The organism is Microbacterium sp. HA-8, assembly GCF_046111165.1.
In the GTDB taxonomy this organism is placed as follows: Bacteria; Actinomycetota; Actinomycetes; order Actinomycetales; family Microbacteriaceae; genus Microbacterium.
This window is the reverse complement of the sequence record NZ_CP162025.1, coordinates 1141715-1166733: the sequence shown is the minus strand read 5'-3', so window position 1 is coordinate 1166733 and position 25019 is coordinate 1141715. Positions and strand designations below refer to the sequence as shown.

Here is a 25019-nt window from a genome sequence, read left to right as displayed (position 1 = left end):
CGCCGCACTCGCTAAGGTGTCGGCATGGCCCGCAGAATCGTGCATCAGCTCGTCGACGACCTCGACGGCTCCCTCCTCGAAGTCGGTGAAGGCGAGACGGTGCTGTTCTCGCTCGACGGCATCGCCTACGAGATCGACCTCACCGATGAGAACGCCGCTGCGCTGCGCGGCGCGCTCGACCGGTTCATCTCCGCCGCTCGCCCCGTCTCCACGCGCGGCGCCGCGGCAACGGGGCCCGCACGCAAGCGGCGGCGTACGGGGCAGCAGGACTACGGCGCGATCCGCGAGTGGGCCCGGGCCAACGGCCACCAGGTGTCGGAGCGCGGCCGGGTTCCGGCATCCGTCATCGAGGCCTACGAAGCCGCCCAGGGCGCCTGACCCGCCCTCGGACGAGCCTTGCCGCGCGGCATCGCGCCGAACATGTGAGAACCCTCCGAATGCGCGCGTGAGGTTGATCCGCGCCCGGATTCTCGGAATCGTGGCTGACTCGTCGTCCCCTATGGGAAAGGAGAGCCCTATGCTCACCCTCACCGAGAACGCCGCCACCGCCGTCCGCTCGATCGTCTCGCAGGTGCCCGACACCGCCGATGGCGGCCTGCGCATCCGAGGCAACGGCACCCCCGACGCCGGCTACGAGCTGGCCGTCGTCCCCGCCGCCGAGGCCGGCGACGCCGTAGTCGAGCAGAGCTCGGCCCGCGTCTTCGTCGACCAGCAGGCAGCGCTTCAGCTTGACGACAAGATCCTGGATGCCGAGGTCGGCCAAGACGGATCCGTGCGATTCGCCCTCGCCAGCCAGGCCTGAGACAGGTTCTCGAAGCCCCCGTCGCGTTGCGCGGCGGGGGCTTCGTCGTGCGCGCCGCGATACCGGGTACCGTGTGCAGGATGCCCGACATCCGCGCGCTCGACCCCCCACCGCCCCGCGTCTATCGCCGGCGATTCGAACCCGGATCGCTTTCCTTCCGCGTCCTCCGATCCGGGCCCACGGTCTCAGAACAGCCTGCCGTTGTGCTCATCCACGGAATCGGGATGTCGCACCGCTCCTTCGCGGGTCTGCATCGTCTGCTGGCGGCGGAAGGACCTGTGTACTCGGTCGACCTGCCGGGCTTCGGCGGGCTTCCCAAGCCCTCGGCAGACATGGACGTCGCTACCGCGGCCCGCGTCCTCGGCGAGCTTCTGGCGGACGCACGGTTCGGTCCGGCGGTACTGGTCGGGCACTCTATGGGCGCGCAATGGGCGATAGAAGTGGCCACACGGCGGCCGGAGCTCGTGTCTCGGGTCGTCGTGATCGGTGCGGTCACCGACGCCGCTCGCCGCTCATTCTTCGCTCAGCTGGGGTCACTCGCGCTCGACACCTTCTGCGAGCCGCCATGCGTCAACGCCGTCGCGTTCGCGGACTACGCCCGATGCGGGCCGCGCTGGTACGCGAGACAGCTGCGCCACATGCTCCGATACCCGATCGAGGATCGCGTGCGCGCTCCCGATGCCCGTCCTGGTCATGCGCGGATCTCGCGACCCCATCGCCGGTCTGCGATGGTGCCGACGGCTGCGTGACCTCGCGCCGGCCGCCGAGCTGATCCTCGTCCCCGGGCATCATCATGCCGTGCAGCACTCGGCCCCGCGCACCGTGGCATCGGCGCTCCGGGCATTCGTGCGCACGTGACACCCACGGACCGATGACGCCGCTCGTGGCTCGGCGTCACCCGCTCCCTCTGCCGTTGCCATTGTTGCCCCCGTCGCCGTTGTTGTTACCCGGCCCGCGGTTGTCCTGGCCGGGCGGGTCAACCGGCGCATCGATGGGGGCCGCGGGCTCGGCCGGCGCCTCCGGCACGATGTCGGGTTGCGGGTCGACCACGATGGTCTCTTCGGGCACGGTGTCGACCGTCTCCGGCACGCTCTCGTCCTCCGACGGCTGGTCGGTGGGCGCGACGCCCTCGTCCTCCGCGACCGGGCTGATCGACGGGGCCGGATCGACCGTGTCCCCCGCGCCCGGTGCGAGGGCCAGCGCGAGGGCCAGTATGCCCGCGGCCGACGCTCCGACCGCACCCCAGACGAGGGCGGGCCGGCGTCGGCGCCGCGCGCTCCGCGCTCCCGCGCGCGTGTGCGGCGGCGCGCCCTCGGGCGTCAGGAGCGAAGCCGAGGCCGGGGCGTCCGCGGGCAGCGCGTCGAACCGCCGGGTCGCCTCCGGGGCATCCGGTGCAGGCGCCGGCGGCATGTCGGCGGCGAAGAACGCGAGGGCCGCGGCATCCAGAGCGGTCACCGCATCCACCACGGCCGCGGCGCTCGGCCGGGCGAAAGGATCCATCGCCGTCATCGCCGCGAGCAGCTCACGCCAAGGCCGGGGCAGCGAATCCGGGATGCCGGGGCTCTGTGAGAGCCGTACGACAACGGATGCGACGCCCGAAGAGTGCGGAAAGGCGCGGTCGCCGGTGAGGCTCTCGAGAAGCACGAGACCGAGCGCGTAGATGTCGGCGGCGGGACCGGCGGGTGCGCCGCGCACCTGCTCGGGAGCCAGGTACGCCGCCGTGCCCAGCACGGTGCCGGGCGCCGTCAGCCGGGTCGCGTCGGTGAGGTAGGCGATCCCGAAGTCCGCGAGCTTGGCCCGGAACGGTGCGCCGGACGCGCCGGGAGGGGCGAGCAGGATGTTCGAGGGCTTGACGTCGCGGTGCACGATGCCGGCGGCGTGCACTGTGGCGAGCGCGTCGGCGAGGTCGCGGCCGAGCGCCGCCACCGCTGTGGCCGGCAGCGGTCCCGAATCGGTGCGCTCTCGTAGGGAGGGGCCCTCGACGAGTTCCATCACGAGGTATCCGCGTTCGCCGGGCACGATGCGCGCGTCGTACAGCGTGACGAGCGAGGGGTGCGCGAGCGAGGCGAGCAGCGTCGACTCGGTGCGCAGGCGCCCCGAGTCCAGAGCCGGGTCGGAGCTCTCGCGCATCATCTTGACCGCGACGACCCGCCCGAGTACGACGTCCTCGGCACGGTGCACGCGCGCCATGCCGCCCTCACCGAGACACTCGCCGAGCACGTAGCGACCATCGAGCAGCTCCTGCGTGCCCGTGTCGGCGCGCGTCGGATCGCTCATCGGGTTCCCTCCCGCGACCGCCCTGCGCGGATCGCGCCCTCCGGTCACCGTAACGAGGTCGGGCCTCGGCTCCTCGGGGGTTGACAATCGCTCCGACCGCGGTCAACGCTCGGAGCGGCCTCCGCGCGCGTCGAACGTGGCACGGTGAGCGGCGACCTCCGAGTGGTGCTCATGTGCCCACACGACGAAGGCGGCAACGGGCGCGCTCAGGCTCATGCCGAGATCAGTCAGCGCGTACTCGACACGCGGTGGCACCTCGGCGTGGGCCGTGCGCGTCACCATGCCGTCGCGCTCGAGAGTGCGCAGGGTGTGGGTGAGCATGCGATGCGAGATGCCGGGCACGGCGGCCATGAGCCCGGTGAAGCGCTCGGGACCGTGCGAGAGGTGTTCGATCAGGAGAAGGCTCCACTTGTCGGCCATCCGCACGATCATCTCGCGCACGAGGTCGCGCGTATCCGCGTCACAGCCGTCGACCATGACATCCGGAAGCGCCTGCAGGGAGTTCGCCATGGCATCGACCTCTTTCTCTCTCGGCTCACGCACTTCAAAGTGCGTGAGCGCCGTCGGGATTATTCCGCATCGTCGGCCGTTAGGCACTCTAGGTCACCGTCGGACGCCGTGCACTCGGTGGCGTGCGGCCGTCGCCGAATCCCCCCATCTGCCGGCCGCTTCTCGGTCGCGCATCGTCATGAAAGGAACCCGGATGCTGATCGCACTCTGGATCGTCAACGCACTGCTCGCCTTCGCCTTTCTCGGCGCGGGCCTGATGAAACTCGCCCGGCCGAAGCCCGCCCTCGCCGCGTCGGGTATGGCCTGGACCGAGGACTTCGGCAGCCCGAGCGTCAAGCTCATCGGAGCGCTCGAGGTCATCGGCGCGGTCGGTCTTATCGTGCCGCTGCTGACGGGTATCGCACCGATCCTCACCCCGATCGCGGCCGTGGGCCTTGCGATCGTGATGATCGCCGCCGCGGTCGTGCACGTGCGCCGCAAGGAAGCCGCGACCCCGGCCATCGTGCTCGCGGTCGTCTCGATCGTCAGCGCCGTCCTCGGTTTCGTGGTCGTCCTCGGGTGATCCGCGCCCGTGTCACCGCTTCGCTCGATGACGCGGTGACACGGGCAACTCGCGGGCGCAGAATCCAGCCGCCGCCCGTGGCCTGACCTCTTGCGCGGCGCCGCGTGCGGGTGTGTGCTTTCAGGTGAGAAGAGAGGACACGCCATGGACGCCGCACGCCACGAAGCCGCCCCGCGAACCGCCCACCAGAGCATCGAGGAGTTGTCGACCGGCGAGTCCTGGCGCCTCATCGAGTCCCATCAGCTCGGTCGGCTCGCGATCGGCGGACCGGACGGTGCACCCGATGTCTTTCCCCTCAACTACCTCGTGCACGACGGGTGCATCTTCGTGCGTTCCGCGCCGGGGTCGAAGCTTCGCGCGCTGTCGGAGCGCCCCTCCGTCGCCTTCGAGATCGATGGGCAGGAACACGGTCACCATTGGAGCGTCGTGATCCGAGGCACAGCCGATCGGCTCGACGCCGATGACGAGATCGAGGCGTCGGGGGTGCTCGACCTCGTGACATGGACACCGACCGAGAAGCACAACTTCGTGCGCATCACCCCCGCCTCGGTGTCCGGTCGCCGATTCCGCTCGCCCGAGGGAATGCGGCCGCGCATGGGTGGGGATGCCCCGGTCCGCACCGCCACGGTCGACGCCCCACGCCCGGCCGGTCACGATTCCGCTTCTCGCAGCAAGGCACAGAAGCCGCAGCCGATCCCGCACTTCGCACCGCCTGCGCACGACGCCCCCTGACTCCGGCACCTCGGCGGACGCACGATGCCTGATCGCACGGCGCACTCGCGCGGCCGATCAACCCCGGGTCCAACCACCGAGATAGGCCTCGACGTCCACCTCGCCCTCCAGCGCGCGAACGCCGTCGCACGTCGCGCGTCCCCGAGAGAAGAGATCGTCGCGAGCCCACCTCAGGTGTCGCGCCCGTGAGCGCATCGAGGAGATCCGGATCAGCTCGGTACCGGCGTCGTCCACGATCAGGAGCTCGCCGAGCTGTCCGCGCCCGACGTGCGAGACCTGTGCGGCGAGCGCACCACCGACGGCAAGGACCGGGCGGAGGATGTCGAGGTGCACCCGCACCCGATCGAAGCGTCCTCGTCCGAGGGGGGCTCGGGTGCCCGTCTCGCTTTCGGTCGCCTCCGCGCCGGGTATCGCCGCCAGCACGCTGTCGACGCTCACGAACACATCAGCGGGGGTCGCGGGTGCTGGCGGCCCGCTTACGGCCACATCGACCTTCGCGCTGCGCAGTCCGCGACCGCGCGACCCGGGAACGGGTATCAGGTCCGAGAGCCGGATCGCCTCGGCGTTCTTCGCGCTCCGGCCCGCCGCCGGGCGCTCAGAGGCGTCGGGACCGTCGTGCCAGGCGACGGCCGTGGGTGCATGGGCCAGCAGCGCCCCGCCGATCCACGCGCGATAGGCCCACTCCCAGTCCTCACCTCCGTAGGACGTGAAGGTCTCGTCGAAGCCGCCGACCTCGGCGAACAGCCGCCGCGAGCAGGCCAGAGCGGCACCGATCACGTAGCGGTAGCTGCGGTCATCGGCATCGAGCAGGTTGCGCGAGGTGCGATACGCCTCTCTCAGCCAGGGCGGTTCGACCAGTTCGCGCCCCGCGACTGCGAGCTCGATGTCCTCGGTCACCGGCACACCGTCCAGACGCGCGTGACGACGGCGACCCACCGTCACGCAATCCGGTGCGAGGGCGGGAAGCCGCACCAGCTCTCGGACGAACGCCGGTTCGGGAGTCGTATCGGCGTCGAGGAAGACGAGGATCTCTCCGGTAGCGGCCGCCGCCCCCAGGTTACGCGCCGCAGCCAGGCGGAAGCCGGCGTCCTCCTGCCGCACCAGCACGACGTCGTCCGGCACGCGCGGACGCTCCGGCGAGCCGTCATCGGCGACGATCACCTCCAGGCGGTGGGACGGGTGATCCTGCCGCCGCAGCGCGGCGAGGGTGCGCGCCAGCTGCTGCGGCTGGCGGTAGTGCGCGACGACGACCGACACCATCGGCGGCACATCAGGGCGTACGCCCGCGAGCAGATCCCACCGGTTGCCGGGGAGCGCGGTGCCGGCCGGAGGCGTTGTCACCGTGCCGGTCCGTTCCACCAGGAGAGGTAATCCGCCGCCACATCGGCGAGTGTCGGTCGTAGGCTCGCCCCGGCAGGCAGCGCGGTCCGCTCCGGATCGCGCCACGCCTCCACAAGCCGGAGCGCCAGCTCGGCCGGCTCGTACCGGGCGATCGTGCGGGGACGCAGCCGATCCATCTCCCGCGCATAACGCGAGTCGACCACGAGGGGGCGCCGCCCCGCCTCCACCCAGTCGAGCATCGATCGGGAGGCCGACACGTGCTCGTGCGCGGCGAGCGGGATGCCCTCGTCCATCATGCGCTCGTCGAACGAGGCGTCGGCGAGAAAGCCGGTGACGTCGAAGCGCACGCCGAGGCGTTCGGCCTCGTTGCGCACGACCGCGACATCACCCTCGTGTCCGGTCGAGGGCGCGCCGATGGCGCGGACGACGACCGCCCCCACCGGCTCGCCCGCGCGGCGGAGCGCACGCGCCGCGTCCGCGGCCGCCTCGATGGCCTGCGCGTGCCCTTTGCCGGGGTAGATGTAGCCGGCGAGGAGCACGACGAGGTCGCGGCGACCGCTTCGTGCCGCATCGTGCTCTCGGGCGCGCAAGCCCGACGGTGAGGAGCGGCGAGCGCCGAGCGGAATCGCGTGAGGAGTGGCGACGCCGGGGAGGAAGTCGGCGACCAGCCTCTGCTCGTGCTGACTGTTCACCGCGGCGGCGTCCACGGCGGCGAACATGCGTGTGTAGGCAGCGACCCGCCGCTCGAGACCCGTGCCGTCGGAGGTCTGCGGCACGTCGTGCACCGTCACCGTCAGCGCCGTGACGGAGGCGAGGCCTTCGAGCCTGTCGGCAGCCTCCTCGGGAGAGCGCCCGAGGAGGCGATCGGTGACGTGCAGGTGGACTCGCCCTGCACGTCGCGCGACAGCCTGCGCGTCGGGCAGGCTGTCGACCCACGCCACCTCGGTCCGGTCGTCGGTCTCACGCAGCGCGGCCGCAACATCCGCGGCGTAGGCCACGACACCGTGCCCTTCGGGGCCCACGATCAGCTGGAGCGGCGGGACGCGGGTCATTCGGCTCATGGTTATACGCCGGGGCCCTCCGCGTCAAGCCGCCTCCGGTGCCGTCTCCGCCCCCCTATCGTTCGATGTGCTCGACACGCGACAGCGCGCCGGGTTCCCGGCCCGTCACCCAGAAGGGACACGATGGCGACCTCCGCGATTCCCGTGGCACCCCCCGACAAATCGGTGCGCCCCGTCGGTGCCGTCACCGTCGCCTCGGCCCCGGCCGGACACCCCTTCGTCGCCCGGATCACCGCTGCCCCGGGAATCACGCTCCTGCCCGACCCGCCGGTCCCGGGAGCACCCGCGGGGGTCTGGTGGCCCCCCGCGGTCCTCGATCCGGTCTGGATCGCGCGCAACGCGTCGTCGGCGCAGCTGCTGCACATCCACTTCGGCACCGAGTCGTACTCAGCCGGTGAGCTGGCGGCGGCCATCGATGCCGCTCATGATGCGGGCTGGCCGGTCGTCTTCACCGTGCATGACCTCGATCACCCCCAGCTCGGCGATCAGACGAGATATGCGGAACAACTCGACGTGCTCGTGGGCGGCGCGGACGCCGTGATCACCCTGACTCCCGGCGCCGCATCGGCCATCGCGGGACGATGGAACCGGGAGTGCCTTGTCATCCCGCATCCCTCGATGGTCGCACCGGATGCCCTCCCGCCGCGCGTGCGCACGTCTGACGAGACGCTGATGGGGGTGCATCTGAAGGACATCCGCCCCAACGTGGACGGGCCGGGCACCGTCCGCACGCTTCTGCAGGCGGCGGCCGAACTGCGCTCACACGGCGTGCACGCTCGCGTGGAGGTGCGCCTGCACCATGGGGTTCGCGACGAGGACTCCCGTCGCGAGGTCCGCAGACTCTGCGCGAAGGACGATCATGCGACCCTCGTCGAGCATGAGCGCCTGTCGGACGCCGAGCTGGACGTCGCGCTCAGCAGGCTCGATGTCGCTGTGCTGCCGTACCGGCACGGCACGCATTCGGGCTGGCTGGAGCTGTGTTGGGATCTCGGCGTCCCGGTCGTCGCGCCCGCCGTGGGCTTCTACGCCGAGCAGCACCCGGACGATTCCGTGGCGTCCTACGCGCCCGGTGAGGTCGCCGGCCTGGCTGCGGCCCTCACGGCGCTGCTCGACGATGCGGATGCGAACCGGGCGGGCTCCCCCGCGCGAACCGATCTCCGCATCGCTCGGCGTGCGCGGCGCCGCGCTTCGGACGCCGCGGCAGCCGAAACCCACGCCGCGCTGTACCGCCGACTGCTGGCGAACGGATCGGTCGCGTGAGCGGCGCCGGCGGCCTGCGGATCGCCGTGATCGCCCCCCTGCGGTTTCCGATCCGCCCGCCGCACTCGGGCGGGCTGGAATCCGCAGTGTGGTCCGAGGTCACGGCTCTGCGCGCTCGCGGACACGAGGTCACGATGGTCGCCGTCCGGGGCTCGGACTTCGTCATCCCCGGCAGTCCGTTCGAGCTGCCGATCCTCGACTGGCCACGGGGCGCAGCGCTGTCCGACATGACCTATCCCCTCAGTTACGAAGCGACGACGGTGCCGGCGCTCGAGCGGGCGCTCGAGGCGCTCGCCTTGGGCGCGCAGAGCTTCGACGTCGTATCGAATCATTGCCTGCATCCCCTCCCCCTCAGATGGGCTGCGAAACTCGGGACCCCCATGGTCACCACGCTTCACACGCCGCCCGATGCCGCGTTCATCGCGGCGCATGCGACCGCCGGATCGGGGGGCAGCGCCTTCTTGGCCGTCAGTGACTTCACCCGCCGGGAGTGGGCGCGCGCGGGGCTGCACTCCGACGTGCTGCCGAACGGAGTCGACCCCCACGCGTGGCCGGAGGGCCGAGGCGGCGAGGGAATCGTCTGGTTCGGGCGGATCGTGCCCGAAAAGGCTCCCCACCTGGCCGTCGACGTCGCCCGCCGGTTGGGTCGACGGCTCACGATCGCGGGACGCATCGGCGATCACGCCTACGCCGAACGCGTGCTCTTCCCGTTGATCGGCGACGACGTGACCGTCACCGGCGCCCTCGCACCCGCCCAGCTCGCCGCGATCGTCGGCGGCGGTGCCGCCGCGCTGTCGACACCCGCGTGGGCAGAGCCCTTCGGACTCGTCGCGCCCGAAGCGCTCATGTGCGGAACGCCCGTGGTGAGCTTCGCCGTGGGCGGCGTGCCTGAGATCGCAGCGGGAAGCACGGGCATGGAGATCGTCGGGCCCGGCGATGTGGACGCCATGGCCGAACGTGCCGAGAGACTCATCGAACGTACGGCCGAGGATGCCTCCTTCCGGCGTCGCATTCGCGCGAGCGCGCTCCGCCGTTTCTCGCTCGAACGGCGCATCGGCGTGCTCGAGGATGTCCTCACCGAACTCGCCGCCGGCACCCCGCTCGCAGAAGGGCTCACCGCATGACGCTCCGCATCGGCTGGTATGTGCACCACCACGGCGGCGGACACCTCGCCCGGATGCTGTCGATCGCACGTCATCTGGACGCCGAGATCACGTGCTTCAGTTCGCTGCCCGAGCCGGAGACGCTCCCGGCAGGATGCTCATGGATCGTGCTGGAGCGCGACGACGACGTACGGGCGGGCATCACCGCGCCCGCCGATGCCGACCCGACCGCGGGGGGGCTGCTCCACTGGGCGCCTCTGGGACATCCCGGGCATCTCGGAAGGCTGGCCGCCATCGCCGCGACTCTCTCCCGATCCCCCTGGGATGCCTTCGTCGTGGACGTCTCGGTGGAAGTAGCGGTGCTCGTGCGCCTGTTGGGGATCCGCACCGTGGTGATCGCCCAGCCCGGACGCCGCGACGACGTCCCGCATCGGCTCGGCTACCGGGCAGCGACGACGATCCTGGCACCGTGGCCTCGGGCGCTTCTGCAGCCGGCGCACCTCGACGCGATGGCCGACAAGGTCGTGTACACGGGCGGTATCAGCCGATTCGAGCATCGACCTCGCCCACAGAGGACGGGAGACGGGGCCGACCGCCGGGACGTGGTGGTGCTGGGCGGACGCGGTGGCAGCGACGTGACCGACGCGGCGGTGGCAGAAGCCGCGGCCGCGACGGGGCTCACCTGGCGCAACCTCGGCGCCACACCGGATGCACCGTGGACGACCGATCCCTGGGAGGATCTCACCTCGGCGGGGATCGTCGTCGCATGGGCGGGTCAGAACTCCATTGCCGACCTCGCCGTCGCCGGGGCGGTTGCGGTGGTCATCCCCCAGGACCGCCCGTTCTCGGAGCAGCTCGAGACGGCGCACGCGGTCGAACGCGCCGGGCTCGCGGTCGTCGTCACCCGCTGGCCCCCGGCGAGCGCCTGGCCGGAACTCATCGAGGACGCCGCCTCGCTGCACCCGGACTGGTCGCAGTGGCAGGTGGAGGGGGCCGCTGCCCGCGCCGCCGAAGCCATCCGCGCAACCGCGAGCCCGCGTCCATGACCGCGGCGCTCGCAGGCGCGACGGCGGTGGTCACCCTCTGCTCCTCCGCTCGGGTCGGTCATGTGCGCAACCAGCTCGCCGCGCTGCGTCATCAGCGCGACCTCGCACGGATCGTGGTGTGGATCACCGAGGAGGACCCCCCGGCGCTGGAAGCGGAGTCCGTCCTCCGCGTGCCGCCCGGCGCGGACGGGTGGCGCCTGGGGGCCGCGCGCAACGCCGGCGCCTCTGCCGCCCGAGCCGCGGGCGCCGATCTGCTGGTCTTCCTGGATGCCGATTGTGTACCGGGCCCCGACCTGATCGCGGGCTATCGGGCGGCTTCCTCATCGCACCCGGATGCTGTCCTCAGCGGTCCGGTCACCTACCTGCCCGCGGGTGTCGATGTGACTGATCCGGGCACGCTCGCCGCAGCGACGGCACCGCACCCGTCCCGGCCGGACCCGCCCCCGGGGCGCACGCGGGTGGCGACATCCGCCGAGTACGCCCTGTTCTGGTCGCTTTCCTTCGCCGCCACCGCCCGCACATGGGCGCGTACCCGGGGATTCGACGAGGGGTACGAGGGATATGGCGGCGAGGACACCGACTTCGGCTTCAGCTTGCGCCGCGCCGGCATCCCCCTCGTGTGGGTCGGAGGGGCACACGTGTACCACCAGCATCACGCGACATCCACACCGCCGTGGCAGCACCTCGATGACATCCTGCGAAACGGCGCACGGTTCGCGGCGCGCTGGGGAGAGTGGCCGATGACGGGCTGGCTCGAGGCCTTTGCCGAGGCCGGCGCGGTGGCGTGGGACGGATCGGCCTGGCGACGTACCGGGTCAGCGCCGGATCCCCGGTCCTCCCGCGGCGGTTAGCCCGTCACTCCCCGCCTCGGCGTCGCCCCGATCCGCCGAGCAGACGATCCGCGGCCGCGATCAGGTCGGCCGCGACGGGATCGGGGGCGAATCGATCGATGCCCCGTCGCGCACGCGCGGCCAGCTCCCGGGCCAGAACCGGTGAGTCGAGAAGAGCACGCAGCGCGAGCGCGAGCCGGTCGGGATCGGCGGGCGGAACCATGAGGCAGTCCTCGCCGTCGACGCAGAAATCGTCGAACCCGCTGCCGGACGTAACAACCAGCGGTGTTCCGATCGCCTTGACCTCGAGGGCGACGTTGCCGAAGCCCTCCCAGCGCGACGGGCACATGGCAACGGTGGCTTCCCGGATGGCGACGTACAGGTCATCTCCCGGCACATGGCCGAGCCAGGTGATGCGCTCCCGTACCGGAGCGGGCACGAGGGCGAGCAGGTCGGCCCGGGTCGGCTCGAACCGGGCGTCGCCGCCGGCACCGGCGAGCACGAGACGGGCGCGAGGATCGTTCAGCCGCCCGAACGCGGCGACGGCATCGACCACGCCCTTCCGGCGTTCCGAACGGCCCAGGAAGAGGATGACGGGGTCGCCACCCTCCGGCCAGCCCGGCGGAAGTGCCGCCGCCGTCGACGCAGCCCGGACGTGTTCGACGTCGATGCAATTGCGCACGACGGCAGCCCGCGACGACGCGCCCACGCCCGCTCGGATGAGCATCGCGGTGGAAATCGGTATCAGTCCCGCGGAACGGCGGATCTGACGGGACTCCCGGTGCATCTGCAGGGCGACGGGGAGGCGGCGCGCTCGGGGCAGGTCCCTCAGCCGAAGTCCGGATACGCGGTTCGCCAGCCTCGCGCTGGTGGCGAGGTTGGTCAGCAGCGGCGCGCGCCGCGGCAGGGCGGCCCCGAGCGCGCACCACTCCGGCACGAACACGCGATCGTACGCGCCGGCCTCGTAGAGATGGCGAACACGGCGTGCATTCGCGAACAGCGTCCGGATGGGCGCGGTCCCGCCCGCGCGCTCGAATGCGACGAGACGAACCCCATGCAGTTCCGCGTCGGCCCGGGGCTGCGCATCCGAGAAGACCACCAGGTCGATCTCCACACCCTGCCGCACGAGGGCCGGCAGCAGGGCGGCGTAGTGGCGCCCGATCCCGCCCGTATACGAGGTCAGCCCCGCGTATTCCGTGGTCGCGACCAGCCAGCGCTCGCTCGGTGCCACCCCGCCCGCGAGCGTCATCGGTACCGCCGGGGAACGGTCCATGGCCGACCGAACTCCTCGTCGAAGCTCGCGGGGAAGAACGGGCTGTCACCGCCGGCCGGATAGCTGGTCAGCTCGCCGAAGACGATGCGACCGGCGATGTCGTAGAGGTCCACACGAACGAAGTCGGTGTCTGCACCGAGCCGCTGCGCGATGTCGATCATCTCGACGAGCCGGTCGGGCGCGGCGGGCGTCGGGTCCGCCCACGGTGGTCCGCCGCTCAGCGGCAGGCGGGTCCACGCCGGGTCGAAGAAATCCTGGGTGCGGCGACCGAAGCGGCCGGAGTCCACCTGAATGAACGCGCACGCACCGTGGAAGACGAAGAACTTGTAGTCATCGGGGATGCCCCCGTCCGCACCGACGAGGAGTTCTTCGACGATCACGCGCCGCGGTACCCGCCCGTACGCCCATTCCCGGTTGGGGCCCTGGCCGTAGAGCTGCGCGACCCAGCCCCGACCGAGTCGGACCACTTCGTCCGCATCGATCCGCGAGGGCCGCACATGGCTGTAGACCCAGCTGCCGGGCTCGCTCGGGACACGCGCATCGGCCGGCGCGGCGTCGGAGACCACCAGGGCGGCGCCGCTTCCGTGCGTGGGTTTGACGACGTAGGCGGACGGCAGGTCGAGTCGGCGCAGATCGTCCGGGTCGTCCACCACGGCATACGCCGTGGGCAGGAACTCTCGGCCGACGATCTCGGCGACGTACTCGCGGACCGCGGCCTTGTCAGCGAACGTGACGACGAGCGCGCGGCGATCGCGCAGCATCTTGTACCGCACCTTCTCGCGGAAGGTGCGGGGATCTCGGGTGCGCCACATCCTCACGGCGCGTACCAGGCGGCTTCTCTCGCGCCACTGCACGCCGTCTGCCCGATACGCCCGCCCCGCTCCGTCGCTCACCGCCGCCGTCGACGGCGTATCGGAATCGGCACGCTCGGCCGGCCTGGACGTCATCTGCTCAGGTTAGGTCAGACCGCTCAGCCCGATCTCGCCCTTGACATGCCTCGCACGTGGGCGCAACCCCCTGCGATGGCATCCGCGGCCGGGGCATCCTGGGCACGCGGGAGCGCGGCGGAGACTGCGCGGCGAACGGGCTGGACGGTGGAGAGGAACGGCTGATGGCCACGGGGACGGCAGCGCCGAGCGACATCGATCTGGCGGAGCGAGCGCGGCTGTCCTCGCGGAACGCGTGGTCCGGCATCCTGTTCGGGATCGGACTGGTCGCCTTTCTCGACGAGACGCTCTTCCACCAGGTCCTGCACTGGCACCACTTCTACGATCTCTCCACCACCGACATCGGTCTCGTGTCGGACGGCTTCTTCCACGCGCTGAGCTGGGCGGCGACGATCGGCGGACTGTTCCTGCTCGCCGATCTGCGCCGTCGTCGCGCCTTCTGGCTGACCCGATGGTGCGGCGGCGTGCTCGCGGGAGCCGGTGGTTTCCAGCTCTACGACGGCCTCATCCAGCACAAGGTTCTCGGCATCCACCAGATCAGATACGTCCCGGAACTGCTCGTATACGACGTGGTCTGGAACCTCGTCGCCGTGGGCCTGCTGGTTGCCGGCATCGTCCTCATCGTCCGCACGCGGCGATCGAGGATCCCCGCGCGGGGTGAGCGTGCACGACCATAGCGCCGGCGGCACGTCGGGCATCGTTCTGCTCTTCGGCCTGCCCTTCGCGCTGGCGGCGCTGCTCTACTGCGGCGGCGTCGGCGTCCAGCTGCGGTCCGGGCGCCGATGGCCCTGGTACCGGACGCTGTCGTGGCTGACGGGAGCGGGAGCGGCCGCATTCGCGTTCGTCGGTCCTCTCGTGTCCGCTCCCCAGGGGTTCGTCCCCCACATGTGGTCGCATCTTCTGGCGGGAATGCTCGCGCCCGTGCTCCTGGTGATCGCACGTCCCGTCACCCTGGCTCTGCGGTCACTGCATGTCCGCAGAGCGCGACAGATCTCCAGGGTGCTGCGCAGCCGCCCCGTCGGATTCCTCGTGTCTCCCGCCGTGGCGACCCTCCTGAACCTCGGCGGCATGTGGGCTTTGTACCGGACCGACCTGTACGAGTGGATGCAGGTGAGCCTGCTGCTGCATCTGGCGGTGATGACGCACGTGCTCTTCGCGGGCGTGCTTTTCACCGTCGCCGTCATCCCGTTCGATCCGTCCCCGCATCGCGCCTCGTTCCCGACGCGCCTCCTCGTCCTGGTCGCGGCCCTCGCGGCGCACAACGTGCTCGCGAAGCTGATCTACGCATCGCCGCCGGACGGAGTCCCCGTGGTGGACGGCCGGGCGGGGGCATTGATCATGTACTACGGCGGCGACGTGGTGGATGCCGTTCTCCTCACCGTTCTGTGCGCCCAGTGGTATCGGCAGGCCGGGCATCCTTCGCGCGAGCGGATACGGCCCGCGCGCCGGCGTCGGCGTCCGCCGGTCCGGTCCGCCCGCGGCCGGGCCACCACCACGCAGCGCGCCCCATCAGGGTCATGATCGAGGGCACCAGGAGCAGCCGGATGACGGTCGCGTCGACGAACACCGCGACGGCCAGACCCACGCCGAACACCTTGATCACGGGGTTGGGGCTGAAGGTGAAGCTCAGGAACACGGCGATCATGATGATCGCCGCCGCCGAGATGACACTGCCGGTCTCGGCGAGTCCGCGCGTGACGGCGTCCCTGGCCGTCGCGCCGCGCAGCCACGCCTGACGCACGGCGGTGAGCAGGAAGACCTCGTAGTCCATCGACAGACCGAAGAGCACGGCGAACAGCATCATCGGCACGTACGGATCGAGCGGCACCGGCCCGTCCAGGCCGAACAGCTCGACACCGTGGCCCTCTTGGAACACCCAGACGACCACCCCGAACGCCGCGGTGATCGAGAGCACGTTGCACAGGGCCGCCTTGATGGGGAGCAGGATCGACCGGAACGTGAACGCGACGAGCACCATCGCCGCGGCGATGACGATTCCGATCAGCCAGGGCAGGCGGTCGGCGATACGATCGCTGAGGTCGATGCGGTTCGCCACGGCGCCTCCGACATGCGCGTCGACACCGCTGCCGGCGATCGTATCCGTGCGCAGGGTGTGTACGAGATCGGCCGTAGCGGGATCGCTCGGCCCGGTCTCCGGCAGCACCTGCATCGTGATCACGCCGTCCGCTGCCGCGGGCGGCGCTGCGGATGCCACCCCCTCCACACGCGCGATCTGTTCACGAAGGTCCGCCCAGGCCGCAGCGTCCTCCCCCTCGCCCACCACGAGCAGGGGCGCGTTCTGGCCTGCGCCCCAGTGCTGAGCGGTGAGATCGAACGACGTGCGCTGGTTGGAGCCGGGCACGGCGTTGCCGGGGCTGGACTGCCCGAGCTGCAGCGCGAGTGTCGGCAGCGAGATCGCGGCCAGCACGACGAGTGCGGCGACCGCCGCGGCGAGCGGATGGCGTGTGAGGCGCGGAGCGAGGCGTCCCCACACGCTGCGGCGAGGCGCCGCCTGCGCAGCCGGCACGGACGCGCGCTCACGTCGCGGCAGGGCTCGGCGACCGATCAGCGCGAGCACGGGCGGAGTCAGTGTGAGGGTGGATGCCACGGCCACGAGCACGACGATCGCGGTGGCATAGCCGAGCCAGGCGACGAACTCGACCCCCGAGATCGCCAGGCCCGCCGTGCACACGGCGACGGTGATCCCGGCGACCATCGCGGCTTCGCCCGCGCCGTGCCCGGTCTTGGCGACGGCCTCGACCACTTCGGCACCCTCGCGCAGCGCCTGCCGGAAGCGCGAGAGCAGGAACAGGGCGTAGTCGATGCCCACGCCGAGGCCGACCATGATCGCGAGGGTGATGGCGCTGTCGGGAATCGTGAACCCGTGGCTGAGCATCCACACGATGCCGACACCGCCGGCGACGGCGATGACCCCCGTACCCACCGGGACGAGCGCCGCGAGCGCGGACCCGAGGGCGATGAAGAGCACGATGAGCGCGGCGACGACACCGACGAGCTCGCTGTTGACGGTTCCTGCCTGATCGACCTGGGTGCCCAGCGGGGCGCCGATCGCCACGTCCAGGCCCGCGCCCCGGGCGGGATCCAGCGCCGAGTCGACCGCCGCCTGCCATGCCCGGCCCTCCTCCTTCGGGTCGCCGCGCACGGTCAGCAGCAGGGCGTCGCCATCGGGTGCGATCGAGCCCGAGCGCGCGGCGGTCTCTGGATCGTCGAGCGGATTGTCGACGGCGGCGCCGGACGCCTCGGCCAGCTCGTCGACCACCTCGGTGATGACGTCCGTGTGAGCGACGATGTCGTCGCCGGCGATCACGATCCGGCTCGACGGCGCCTCGGGCTCCTCGTCGGGCTCGGCACGCTCGTCCAGCAGCTGCGCCGCGGCCCAGCTGTCGCTGCCGATCACCTCGACCTCGTCCTGCAGGTCCGGCCCGATGAGGCTGGCCGTGCCGAACAGAGCCGCCACCACGACCACCCAGGAGGCGAGAGTGAGCCAGCGGTGCCGCGCGCACGCTCGGGCGATGGTCGAGACGAGGTTCTTCACAGATCAGCCCTCCGGGCTCTCGGGGCTCCCCATGCAGCTTCGGGTGTGCTCGAGCGCGTCGCCCGGGGAGGGGTCGGTTCTGGTGGTCGGGATGCTCAGGTCGAGCTGCGCGGACCCGTCGGCGAACGCTATGCCTGTGACGGTCAGCCCTCCGCCGCTCGGGAGCGGGATGCCATCGAGCAGACGGGAGGCGAACCCCGCATCGTCGCCGGCCCGCCCGGAGAGCATCCGCAGGGCTCGGTCGGCCGGAATACTGATGCCACCCGCGCTCACCGAGTCCGCGACGAGCAGCCAGCCCCCGTCGGGCCTGCGCTGCGGGACGAGGAGGAGTTCGACGGGCAGGGAGGCGCCACCCAGGGCGCGCTCACGCGTCATCACCAGACCGTCCGGGACGGAGCGGACATCGATCTCCTGCTCCGACGAGCACCGCACGACGGCATCCAGCGCGGCATCGGGCACCGTCACCCGCAGCGCGATGCGGCCCGTGGCCAGCTGCCAGAGAGCGGGGGTGTCTGCGAGCGCAGCATCGACCCCCGGCATCCTCTGCTCGAATGTGGAGAGACGCGCCTCGACGCGCTCGCGGGCGGCGAGCTCGACGCTCACGCCGAGGGAGACGAGCACGATCGCCGCGGCGCCGGCCGCCACTGTCCATCTGCGGGCACGTCGGGTGAGCATGTGGCCAGCAAAACGGCCCGACCTCTCGACACCCGGACGTGATGCTGACGAAATCCTGACGATCTCGGCACGGCGGCCGACGGCGCTCGCGGGGCGGGGGCTGATCCCTACCATGGGCGCATGGAGCAATCCGCGAGCGCCCACGCTGCCGTGCGCGTGCTCGTCGTCGACGATGACGAGGGCATCCGCGTCCTGCTGCAGTCGATCCTCGCCGCTCCTCGCTTTGACACGTCGGGCGTGGCGGGCGCGGCCGAGGCGCTGGTCGCCACGCGGGCGCAGGCGTACGACGTGATCCTGCTCGACCGGTTCCTGCCCGAGGTCGATGCGGTGCAGCTGCTGACACCACTGCGGGTGGCGGCGCCCGCCGCGGCCCTGATCATGCTGAGCGCCGTCGACGACGTCGACGGGCGGGTGCAGGCCCTCCGGGCCGGTGCGGACGATTTTCTGACCAAACCGTTCCACGTCTCGGAGGTGATCGCCAGGATCGACGCCGTGCGCCGGCGGGGACAGGTCGCGGCCGATGACCCCGAGACTGTCCGCTACGCCGACCTCGAGATCGATGTGGCGGGTCGCCGCGCCCGCCGGTCCGGCGAGGTGCTGCCGGTCACGCCGACGGAACTGAAGCTGCTGGCCTTCCTGGCCGCGAACGCCGAGCGCGTGCTCTCGCGCGGTCAGCTTCTCGAGCATGTGTGGGGGTACGACCTGGCGACCGGGGCCGACGTCGTCGAGAAGGCCATCTCGACCCTGCGCAAGAAGGTGGATGCCGGCCGTCAGCCGCTCATCCAGACCGTGCGCGGTTTCGGCTACTGCCTCCGCACGGAGATCGCATGAGGGTGGCTCGAGCACCGCGGACGATGGTGCGCACGCTGCGGCGTCGCCTGCTCCTCGTCGTCGCGATCGCGGTGCTGCTGGTGGGAGTCGCCAGCGTCTGGGGCATCCGCATCGTGACCGATATCAACGCCGAACGACAGGTCCACATCGCCGCGCAGGCGGTCGCGACCTGGGGCACCGACGACGACGGCGACAGGGTCATCAATACCGATCGTCTCGCGGATGCGGCTGCAGCATCCACGATCGTCGCTCTGCTCGGCCCCGACGATCGGGTCGTCGCAGCGAGCTCGGCCCCCTCGGCGACAGTCTCGTCTCTCGAGCGCATCGCCGCCGACACCGGTGCGGGGCGCACGTCTCGCGTGGATGTGGACGGACGCACGACGCTGTTCGCCGCGGTGGATCTGCCCCCGGGCGCCGTGGTCGACGACGGCGAGCGCACCCCGGTCGATCGGGCGCTGGTCGGAATCAGCGTCGAGGGTTCGGACCGGCTGGTCGCAGCCCTCGCGCTGGCTGCGGTGGGCATCATCGCAGGCGTCCTGATCGCGGTCTGGGTGGTTGTGACCCTCGTCGTCACCCGCACCACCCGATCGCTGACCGAGCTGACCGCCCGGGTCGAGGACGGCCGCCTCGACGGGATGCTCGACACGGCGGCGACCGAAGCGTCGGGGCGACCGAGCGTCTCGGGGGGTTCGGGGGGTTCGGGATTCTCGGAGTTCTCCGAGACGCACGCGATCTCGACCGCGATCGCTCGCCTCGATGCCCGGCGCGATGCGACGGAGCGACAGTTGCGGGACTTCGTCGCGGATGCATCGCACGAGTTGCGCACCCCGCTCACCAAGATCCAGGGCTGGTCGGAGCTCCACTTCCAGAGCCCCGACGATGCAGACACCACCGATCGCGCCTTCGCGAGCATCGTCGAAGAGTCGGAGCGCATGCGCTCGCTTGTCGATCGCCTCGCACAACTCGCGCGCGCCGAGGGCGCGCCCGGTCTGTCGGAGACGGTCGATCTCGCGGCGATCTGCCGCGAGGCCGCAGACGACGCGGCCCTGCTCGATCCCGATCGCCGCATCACCGTGAACGCCCCCGACCGCGCCCTCGTCGAGGGTGATCGGCTGACCCTCACGCAGCTGGTGCGCAACCTCGTCGGCAACGCGCTTGTGCACGCCGGTCGGCATGCCTCGGTGACCATCGCGCTCGAGAGCGCGCAGGGAAGCGGGGCGGATCGCGCGTCGGGCGCTCCACCTGAGGGCGGGCGGGGCCGTGTGACGCTCACGGTGGCCGACGATGGCGTCGGCATCCCGCCGTCGGTGCGCGAGCGCGCGTTCGACCGTTTCGTCACCGGCGACCGACGCACGGGTACGGGTCTCGGGCTGGCGATAGCACAGGCCGTCGCGTTGTCCCACGGCGGCACGATCGGCCTCGCCTCCGACGCGGACCAGGGCACGATCGTGACGGTGCAGCTGCCACGTGGAGCGCCCGCGCGGCCGTAACGGTGCGGGGTCGTTCCTGCGACCGTCGCGGCACCCGAAGATGACGGCATTCTCACCTGCTTCTCATCTTCAAAGCCCTGATCCAGGCACTATTCGATGCTGGAATGTCGGTGGCCCCGGGCAAGATGAAAGCATGACCGAAGCCGCACGAGAGGCCCTGCTCCGAGCCGATGCGCGGCTCGATGCACTGCTGCCGCGGCTGATCGATGTGCGAGTGCGCAAGGCGCAGCTCGAGGCCGAAGAGGCTCGTCTGCTGGCCGAGGCCCGCAGCATCGCCGATGACTGGACGACCGATTCCGGCAGCGGGCACTCGGGGTCCGGTGCCGATCTCGCGCATCGCACGGTCGCCGCCGAGATCGGTGCGGCGTGGCGGGTCAGCGATCGCACCGTGCAGCGCCAGATCCACGAGGCGGCCACCCTCGTGGCCACCTACGCCGCGACGACCAGAGCCCTCGAAGCCGGGCAGATCTCGATCGCGCATGCCCGGGCGATCATGTCGGCGGGGGCCGTGATCGACAAGCCCGAGCTGCGCGCCGAGTACGAGCAAGAGATCCTCTCCTTCGCCTGCGCCGAGTCGGCGTCGCGGCTGACTCCGGTCGCCAAGCGCCGGGCCGAGTGGTTCGCCGAGACGACCTTCGAACAGCGCCACCGCCGCTCCCTCGCCGACCGCACCGTCTGGGTCACCGACCTCGATGACGGCATGGCAGAGCTGCGCGCGGTGCTTCCCGCGGTCGTGGCCCACGGCATCCACGATCGTCTTTCACAGATGGCGCGCACCGTCACCGACGCACGCACACCGGTCACCGGCAGCGAGACGGTGGATGCTGGCGCCCAGGCGCAACCCGACGCCGAGCCCGTCGACACCGATGCCGGCGCGGGCGCGGGCGCGGACGCGGACTCAGACGACCGCTCGACCGATCAGGTGCGCGCCGACATCTTCGCGGATCTGCTGCTGGCGGCCGACCCCGCGGCACACGACGGCGGGCCCACGGGACTCGGGGCCATCCGCGCCAGCGTGCAGATCACGGTGCCGGTCATGAGCCTCATCGATCAGGCGGTCACCGATCCGTACGAGTCGCCGTTCCTCGCGGGTCGCTCGCCCGTCGACAACACCACCGCGTGCATGCTCGCGGCGGGGGCGCCCGGGTGGGATCGCATCCTGACACATCCGATCTCGGGCCAGGTGCTCGCCGTCGACAGATATCGGCCGAGCGAACAGCTGCGCCGACATCTGGTGGTCCGCGATCAACACTGCCGGTTCCCGGGGTGTCGTATGCCCCCGCATCGATGCGACGCCGACCACACGATCGATGCCGCGCACGGCGGCTGCACCGGCGATGACAACCTCGCCCTGCTGTGTCGGCGGCACCACATCCTCAAGCACCATTCCGCGTGGGCGGTGAGACAGCTGCCGGGCGGGGTGCTCCAGTGGACCAGCCCCACCGGTCGCCGCTACACCGACACTCCGATCAGTCGCATCGCGTTCGCGCCCGATCCCGAGTGCGAACTCGAGCCCGCACCCTTCTGATCCCGACGGGCGCCGCCTCCAGCCCTGCGGCGCAGCGGCGTTTGGCGGCGGCGTTCGGGACGCAGGGCGGACATGCCCTGCAGTATCGGACGCTCCACGCAGGCCGGTCGGCCGGCAGGATCGGGTGCGCTCGGGGACGCAGGACCTCCATCGAGCAGTGCAGAAGATCGGTTTGCGTGCCAAAGATCCGGAGGGATCGGGCGGCTCAGCATGGATCGCCCCCGATCGGGATCCAGCGGCGGCACGGGTCCGGAATGTTGACCGGTTTGAGCCGAGAGGCGCACTGGGAGAGCGCCGCCGCTCGTCACGGAGGGCTTCGATGCCGCCTACGCCCGGGCGCGAGGTCGCCGGCGGCGCGGGCTTCCACATCGCGGGCGGCGCGTCGACGGTCCGTCAGGCACTCGCGGCCGCGCTGACGCACGAGCGAAGTCGGTGCCCGTCACGCGGGGACGAACACCTCAGCCCGCCACGAGCACCGGCCGGTACCGCACGGCCATCGCCCCCGACCGGAACTCGTGACGATCCACCAGCTCGAGCGCGATCCGTTCGCGCAGACCGGCAAGCAGCGTCGGGCCGTGCCCCGCAAGCACGGGCTGAACGATGAAGACGTACTCGTCGATCAGTCCCAGATCCGCCAGGGCGAGGGGCAGCGTCACACCACCCACGAAGAGGCCCTCACCCGACCCCTCCTTGAGGCGCCGAACCGCGTCCGCCAGATCGCCCCGCAGCAGCTCCGCATTCCAGTCGACGCCGTCGAGGGCGCTCGATACGACGTACTTCTTGGCCGTGTCGATGGTCTCGGCGAACGGAATCTCCCACTCCTTCATCCAGTCCGGCCACACACCCGTGCCCGGTCGTCTCCACGCCGACTGCATCATCTCGTACGTGACCCGCCCGAACAGCAGCGCATCCGCCCGCCCCACCTCGGTGACCCAGAAGCGCATCGACTCCGCATCGGGCGCGACCCCGGCCTCGTGATGACAGCATCCATCGATCGTGACGTTGATCGCATACCGAACTGGTCTCATCTCGTCGCTCTCCCTCGAGTTCCGCGGCACGGCGTGACCGGACGGTCCTCAACCTACTGCGGGCGTCGCGCGGCATACAGGGCTGGATGCTGTCGCCACATCGAGTGCGCCATTCCGGTGCCGGCGGGGGTCACGCGGGCGACGCGACCGATGACGGTCTACCATTTCGGGATGACGGCCCCGCCACCGATCGACGACATCCCGATCGGCGGCGACACCATCCGCCTCGGTCAGTTCGTGAAGTTCGCGGGTCTGCTCGACTCCGGCGGAGACGTCAAAGAGGCGATCATCGACGGCTTCGTGCTCGTCAACGGCGAGGTCGACCGCCGCCGTGGTCGACAGCTGCAGCTCGGCGACGTCGTCACCTTCGAAGGGCGCAGCGTCCGCGTCTGCCCGTGAAGCGCTGGCCCGCGATCGACGACCTGCCCGGAACGCCGAGCCGGATCAGGTAGCGGGCATGCGAAACGGCGCGGCGTGCGCGAGTGCCCACTCCAGCGCGTAGTCGGCGACCTCTTCCCATCCGGGTTCCGCGCAGATCCAGTGCGAGCGGCCGGGAAACTCGTGGTACTCCGTCAGCGATGGAGACTTCGCCCAGTGCCTGGCGTTGGACTTGTTCACCGCCGGCGGCATGATGTGGTCTTCGCTGCCGCCGATGAAGAGCAGCGGGGCACGCTCCTGCGAGTAGTCGACCCACGTCTCCTGCCGCCCGGGCTTGAAGTTCGCAATCAGCCCGTATGCCCACACCCAGTTGCCGGGGGCAGCGATCGCGTACCGCTCCCACACCGCATCCGAATCCTCGCGAGACAGCGTGTTCGTGAACGCGTAGTGAAACTCATCCTTCGTGAACGCGACGGCCCGGTGGATGTTCGCGGGATTCTTCAGCGCCGGGAACAGCGAGCGCACCTGCGAGAGGGGGGTCACGCGCACGCCCTCGGTCGGCGCGGAATCGACGACGACCGCCGCTGCACCGAGGCCGCGTGCGACCAGCAACTGGGTGAGCGTCCCGCCGAACGAGTGCCCCATGATGATGGGGGGCTTGGGCAGCGCGTCGATCTGTGCGGCGAGGTACTCAACGGTTTCGGGGACGGTCAGATTCGCGATGGTGTCGGGATTCTCGCGGAGGGCCTCGACCTCGATCTCGAAACCCGGGTACGCGGGCGTGAGAACCGTGAGGCCCTTCGCTTCGTAGTGCGCTTTCCAGCCCTCCCAGCTGCGCGGGGTCATCCACAGTCCGTGCACGAGGACGATGGTGTCGGGGGCGTCTGCGTTGTCGGTCATGATGCGGGTTCCTTTCAGCGGTGTGGAACGGTCGGTCGATCAGGAATCGATGAAGGCGAGCAGATCCGCGTGCAGGCGTTCGCGCTCTGTGTCCGGGAGCCCGTGCGCCCCGTTCTCGTAGACGAGGAGCTGGGCGTCCGGGATTGCCGCGGCGGAGCGTTGGCCGCCCACCGCGAAGGGCACGATCTGATCGTCGTCACCATGGATCACGAGGGTGGGGACGTCGACTCGTGCGAGGTCGGGACGGAAGTCGGTTGCCGAGAAGGCGGCGATGCACTCGTATGCGGCACGATGTCCGCAGGCCATGCTCTGCAGCCAGAAGGCGTCCCGCACGCCCTGCGAGATGTCGGAGTTGCGGTTGTGACCGAAGAACGGACCGTTGGCGAGGTCTCGGTACAGCTGGGAGCGGTCGGACGCTTCGCCGGCGCGCAGTCCGTCGAAGACCGCGAACGGCACGCTGTCGGGATTGTCATCCCGCTCGAGCATCAACGGCGGCACCGCCGAGACCAGCACGAGTTTGGCGACGCGGTCCGTCCCGTGCCGACCGATGTAGTGGACGATCTCTCCGCCCCCGGTGGAGTGGCCGACGAGCGTGATGGAGGTGAGGTCGAGGTGGTTGATGAGGCGCGCGAGGTCGTCGGCATACGTATCCATCTCGTTCCCGTCCCACGTTTGGCTCGAGCGTCCGTGACCGCGACGGTCGTGGGCGATCGCGCGGTGTCCATGCTGGGCGAGGAAGAGCGCTGCCGCTTCCCACGCATCCGCGTTGAGCGGCCACCCGTGGCTCAGGATGACGGGAGATCCATCACCTCCCCAGTCCTTGTAGAAGATCTGCGCACCGTCATCGGTCACGACGTAAGGCATGGGATGTCCCTCCTCGGCATGGGGT

General features: G+C 70.8%; 26 protein-coding genes and 1 pseudogene. 16 read left to right on the top strand and 11 right to left on the bottom strand.

The genetic code is table 11. The annotated features are described in order from the left end of the window. The first annotated feature begins 24 nt into the window (after nucleotides 1-24). The 4 genes from AB2L57_RS05570 to AB2L57_RS05555 all read left to right on the top strand — a co-directional run bounded on the left by AB2L57_RS05570 (nucleotide 25) and on the right by AB2L57_RS05555 (nucleotide 1660). Nucleotides 25-378 (top strand): Lsr2 family protein, encoded by a 354-nt coding sequence (locus AB2L57_RS05570; protein WP_292810028.1) that lies wholly within the window; start codon nucleotides 25-27, stop codon nucleotides 376-378. 139 nt (nucleotides 379-517) lie between these two features. Next, the gene (locus AB2L57_RS05565) at nucleotides 518-802 is read left to right on the top strand and encodes an iron-sulfur cluster assembly accessory protein (RefSeq protein ID WP_292810030.1); all 285 of its coding nucleotides are present in this window, start codon (nucleotides 518-520) and stop codon (nucleotides 800-802) included. 203 nt (nucleotides 803-1005) lie between these two features. Further along, complete coding sequence (locus AB2L57_RS05560) at nucleotides 1006-1551, top strand: alpha/beta fold hydrolase (protein ID WP_409048259.1); 546 nt, start codon at nucleotides 1006-1008, stop codon at nucleotides 1549-1551. Further along, the gene (locus AB2L57_RS05555) at nucleotides 1481-1660 is read left to right on the top strand and encodes an alpha/beta fold hydrolase (protein WP_409048258.1); all 180 of its coding nucleotides are present in this window, start codon (nucleotides 1481-1483) and stop codon (nucleotides 1658-1660) included. Before AB2L57_RS05560 ends, AB2L57_RS05555 begins: the two co-directional genes overlap by 71 nt. A gap of 36 nt (nucleotides 1661-1696) precedes the next feature. Here AB2L57_RS05555 and AB2L57_RS05550 read toward each other — a convergent pair whose 3' ends face one another. Next, nucleotides 1697-3079, bottom strand: a complete 1383-nt coding sequence (locus AB2L57_RS05550; protein WP_409048257.1) for a serine/threonine-protein kinase — start codon at nucleotides 3077-3079, stop codon at nucleotides 1697-1699. A 102-nt stretch (nucleotides 3080-3181) separates the two neighbouring features. Continuing rightward, nucleotides 3182-3589, bottom strand: a complete 408-nt coding sequence (locus AB2L57_RS05545) for a helix-turn-helix domain-containing protein (protein ID WP_292810036.1) — start codon at nucleotides 3587-3589, stop codon at nucleotides 3182-3184. Nucleotides 3590-3782: 193 nt separating this feature from the next. Between AB2L57_RS05545 and AB2L57_RS05540 the strand changes: the two genes are divergently transcribed. Together AB2L57_RS05540 and AB2L57_RS05535 are read left to right on the top strand one after the other, a co-directional pair. Next, nucleotides 3783-4151 (top strand): DoxX family protein, encoded by a 369-nt coding sequence (locus AB2L57_RS05540; protein WP_409048256.1) that lies wholly within the window; start codon nucleotides 3783-3785, stop codon nucleotides 4149-4151. A gap of 144 nt (nucleotides 4152-4295) precedes the next feature. Then, nucleotides 4296-4883 (top strand): pyridoxamine 5'-phosphate oxidase family protein, encoded by a 588-nt coding sequence (locus AB2L57_RS05535; RefSeq protein ID WP_409048255.1) that lies wholly within the window; start codon nucleotides 4296-4298, stop codon nucleotides 4881-4883. A 57-nt stretch (nucleotides 4884-4940) separates the two neighbouring features. On the opposite strand, the gene AB2L57_RS05530 is transcribed toward AB2L57_RS05535, so the two are convergent. Then, nucleotides 4941-6224, bottom strand: coding sequence for a glycosyltransferase (locus AB2L57_RS05530; protein ID WP_409048254.1), 1284 nt, complete (start codon nucleotides 6222-6224; stop codon nucleotides 4941-4943). After that, on the bottom strand, nucleotides 6221-7276 hold the full coding sequence (locus AB2L57_RS05525) for a hypothetical protein (RefSeq protein WP_409048253.1): 1056 nt from the start codon (nucleotides 7274-7276) through the stop codon (nucleotides 6221-6223). The genes AB2L57_RS05530 and AB2L57_RS05525 overlap by 4 nt, the downstream gene beginning before the upstream one ends. A 132-nt stretch (nucleotides 7277-7408) precedes the next feature. Between AB2L57_RS05525 and AB2L57_RS05520 the strand changes: the two genes are divergently transcribed. From AB2L57_RS05520 to AB2L57_RS05505, 4 genes are read left to right on the top strand one after another with little or no spacing between them, the layout of a single operon-like run. Next, a complete protein-coding gene (locus tag AB2L57_RS05520) occupies nucleotides 7409-8545 on the top strand; it encodes a hypothetical protein (RefSeq protein WP_409048252.1) in 1137 nt (378 codons plus the stop codon). Beyond that, nucleotides 8542-9669 carry a glycosyltransferase gene (locus AB2L57_RS05515; RefSeq protein ID WP_292810044.1) on the top strand — a complete coding sequence of 376 codons (1128 nt, stop codon included), beginning with the start codon at nucleotides 8542-8544 and terminating at the stop codon, nucleotides 9667-9669. The genes AB2L57_RS05520 and AB2L57_RS05515 overlap by 4 nt, the downstream gene beginning before the upstream one ends. Beyond that, entirely contained in the window at nucleotides 9666-10694 is a 1029-nt protein-coding gene (locus AB2L57_RS05510) for a glycosyltransferase (RefSeq protein ID WP_292810046.1), read from the top strand. Before AB2L57_RS05515 ends, AB2L57_RS05510 begins: the two co-directional genes overlap by 4 nt. Next, nucleotides 10691-11545 (top strand): galactosyltransferase-related protein, encoded by an 855-nt coding sequence (locus AB2L57_RS05505; RefSeq protein ID WP_292810048.1) that lies wholly within the window; start codon nucleotides 10691-10693, stop codon nucleotides 11543-11545. Before AB2L57_RS05510 ends, AB2L57_RS05505 begins: the two co-directional genes overlap by 4 nt. A gap of 4 nt (nucleotides 11546-11549) precedes the next feature. Here the strand turns inward: AB2L57_RS05505 and AB2L57_RS05500 are convergent, their stop codons facing one another. Continuing rightward, nucleotides 11550-12797: a glycosyltransferase family 4 protein gene (locus AB2L57_RS05500; RefSeq protein ID WP_292810050.1), complete on the bottom strand. Its 1248-nt coding sequence runs from the start codon at nucleotides 12795-12797 to the stop codon at nucleotides 11550-11552. Next, a complete protein-coding gene (locus AB2L57_RS05495) occupies nucleotides 12770-13744 on the bottom strand; it encodes an ATP-grasp fold amidoligase family protein (protein WP_292810052.1) in 975 nt (324 codons plus the stop codon). The genes AB2L57_RS05500 and AB2L57_RS05495 overlap by 28 nt, the downstream gene beginning before the upstream one ends. Before the next feature lie 164 nt (nucleotides 13745-13908). On the opposite strand from AB2L57_RS05495, the gene AB2L57_RS05490 reads away from it, so the two are divergent. Beyond that, nucleotides 13909-14421, top strand: coding sequence for a DUF2243 domain-containing protein (locus tag AB2L57_RS05490; RefSeq protein ID WP_292810054.1), 513 nt, complete (start codon nucleotides 13909-13911; stop codon nucleotides 14419-14421). Then, nucleotides 14402-15265, top strand: a complete 864-nt coding sequence (locus AB2L57_RS05485) for a cytochrome c oxidase assembly protein (protein WP_292810056.1) — start codon at nucleotides 14402-14404, stop codon at nucleotides 15263-15265. Before AB2L57_RS05490 ends, AB2L57_RS05485 begins: the two co-directional genes overlap by 20 nt. Nucleotides 15266-15269: 4 nt before the next feature. Here AB2L57_RS05485 and AB2L57_RS05480 read toward each other — a convergent pair. Both AB2L57_RS05480 and AB2L57_RS05475 read right to left on the bottom strand, forming a co-directional pair. Further along, nucleotides 15270-17072: pseudogene (locus AB2L57_RS05480) on the bottom strand (MMPL family transporter); the annotation flags it as partial. A gap of 231 nt (nucleotides 17073-17303) precedes the next feature. Then, on the bottom strand, nucleotides 17304-17975 hold the full coding sequence (locus AB2L57_RS05475) for a hypothetical protein (RefSeq protein WP_409048251.1): 672 nt from the start codon (nucleotides 17973-17975) through the stop codon (nucleotides 17304-17306). A gap of 120 nt (nucleotides 17976-18095) precedes the next feature. On the opposite strand from AB2L57_RS05475, the gene AB2L57_RS05470 reads away from it, so the two are divergent. The 3 genes from AB2L57_RS05470 to AB2L57_RS05460 all read left to right on the top strand — a co-directional run bounded on the left by AB2L57_RS05470 (nucleotide 18096) and on the right by AB2L57_RS05460 (nucleotide 21824). Beyond that, on the top strand, nucleotides 18096-18806 hold the full coding sequence (locus AB2L57_RS05470; RefSeq protein WP_292810060.1) for a response regulator transcription factor: 711 nt from the start codon (nucleotides 18096-18098) through the stop codon (nucleotides 18804-18806). Continuing rightward, on the top strand, nucleotides 18803-20296 hold the full coding sequence (locus tag AB2L57_RS05465) for a sensor histidine kinase (protein WP_409048250.1): 1494 nt from the start codon (nucleotides 18803-18805) through the stop codon (nucleotides 20294-20296). Before AB2L57_RS05470 ends, AB2L57_RS05465 begins: the two co-directional genes overlap by 4 nt. 133 nt (nucleotides 20297-20429) lie before the next feature. Then, the gene (locus AB2L57_RS05460; protein WP_292810064.1) at nucleotides 20430-21824 is read left to right on the top strand and encodes an HNH endonuclease signature motif containing protein; all 1395 of its coding nucleotides are present in this window, start codon (nucleotides 20430-20432) and stop codon (nucleotides 21822-21824) included. Nucleotides 21825-22282: 458 nt separating this feature from the next. Here the strand turns inward: AB2L57_RS05460 and AB2L57_RS05455 are convergent, their stop codons facing one another. Continuing rightward, complete coding sequence (locus AB2L57_RS05455) at nucleotides 22283-22852, bottom strand: dihydrofolate reductase family protein (protein ID WP_409048249.1); 570 nt, start codon at nucleotides 22850-22852, stop codon at nucleotides 22283-22285. Nucleotides 22853-23023: 171 nt separating this feature from the next. Here AB2L57_RS05455 and AB2L57_RS05450 point away from each other — a divergent pair, with 171 nt between their 5' ends. Beyond that, nucleotides 23024-23251, top strand: coding sequence for an RNA-binding S4 domain-containing protein (locus tag AB2L57_RS05450; RefSeq protein WP_409048248.1), 228 nt, complete (start codon nucleotides 23024-23026; stop codon nucleotides 23249-23251). A gap of 45 nt (nucleotides 23252-23296) precedes the next feature. Here AB2L57_RS05450 and AB2L57_RS05445 read toward each other — a convergent pair whose 3' ends face one another. Further along, nucleotides 23297-24130: a carboxylesterase gene (locus AB2L57_RS05445; protein ID WP_292810070.1), complete on the bottom strand. Its 834-nt coding sequence runs from the start codon at nucleotides 24128-24130 to the stop codon at nucleotides 23297-23299. Nucleotides 24131-24169: 39 nt separating this feature from the next. Then, on the bottom strand, nucleotides 24170-24994 hold the full coding sequence (locus AB2L57_RS05440; RefSeq protein ID WP_409048247.1) for an alpha/beta fold hydrolase: 825 nt from the start codon (nucleotides 24992-24994) through the stop codon (nucleotides 24170-24172). Nucleotides 24995-25019: the final 25 nt, after the last annotated feature.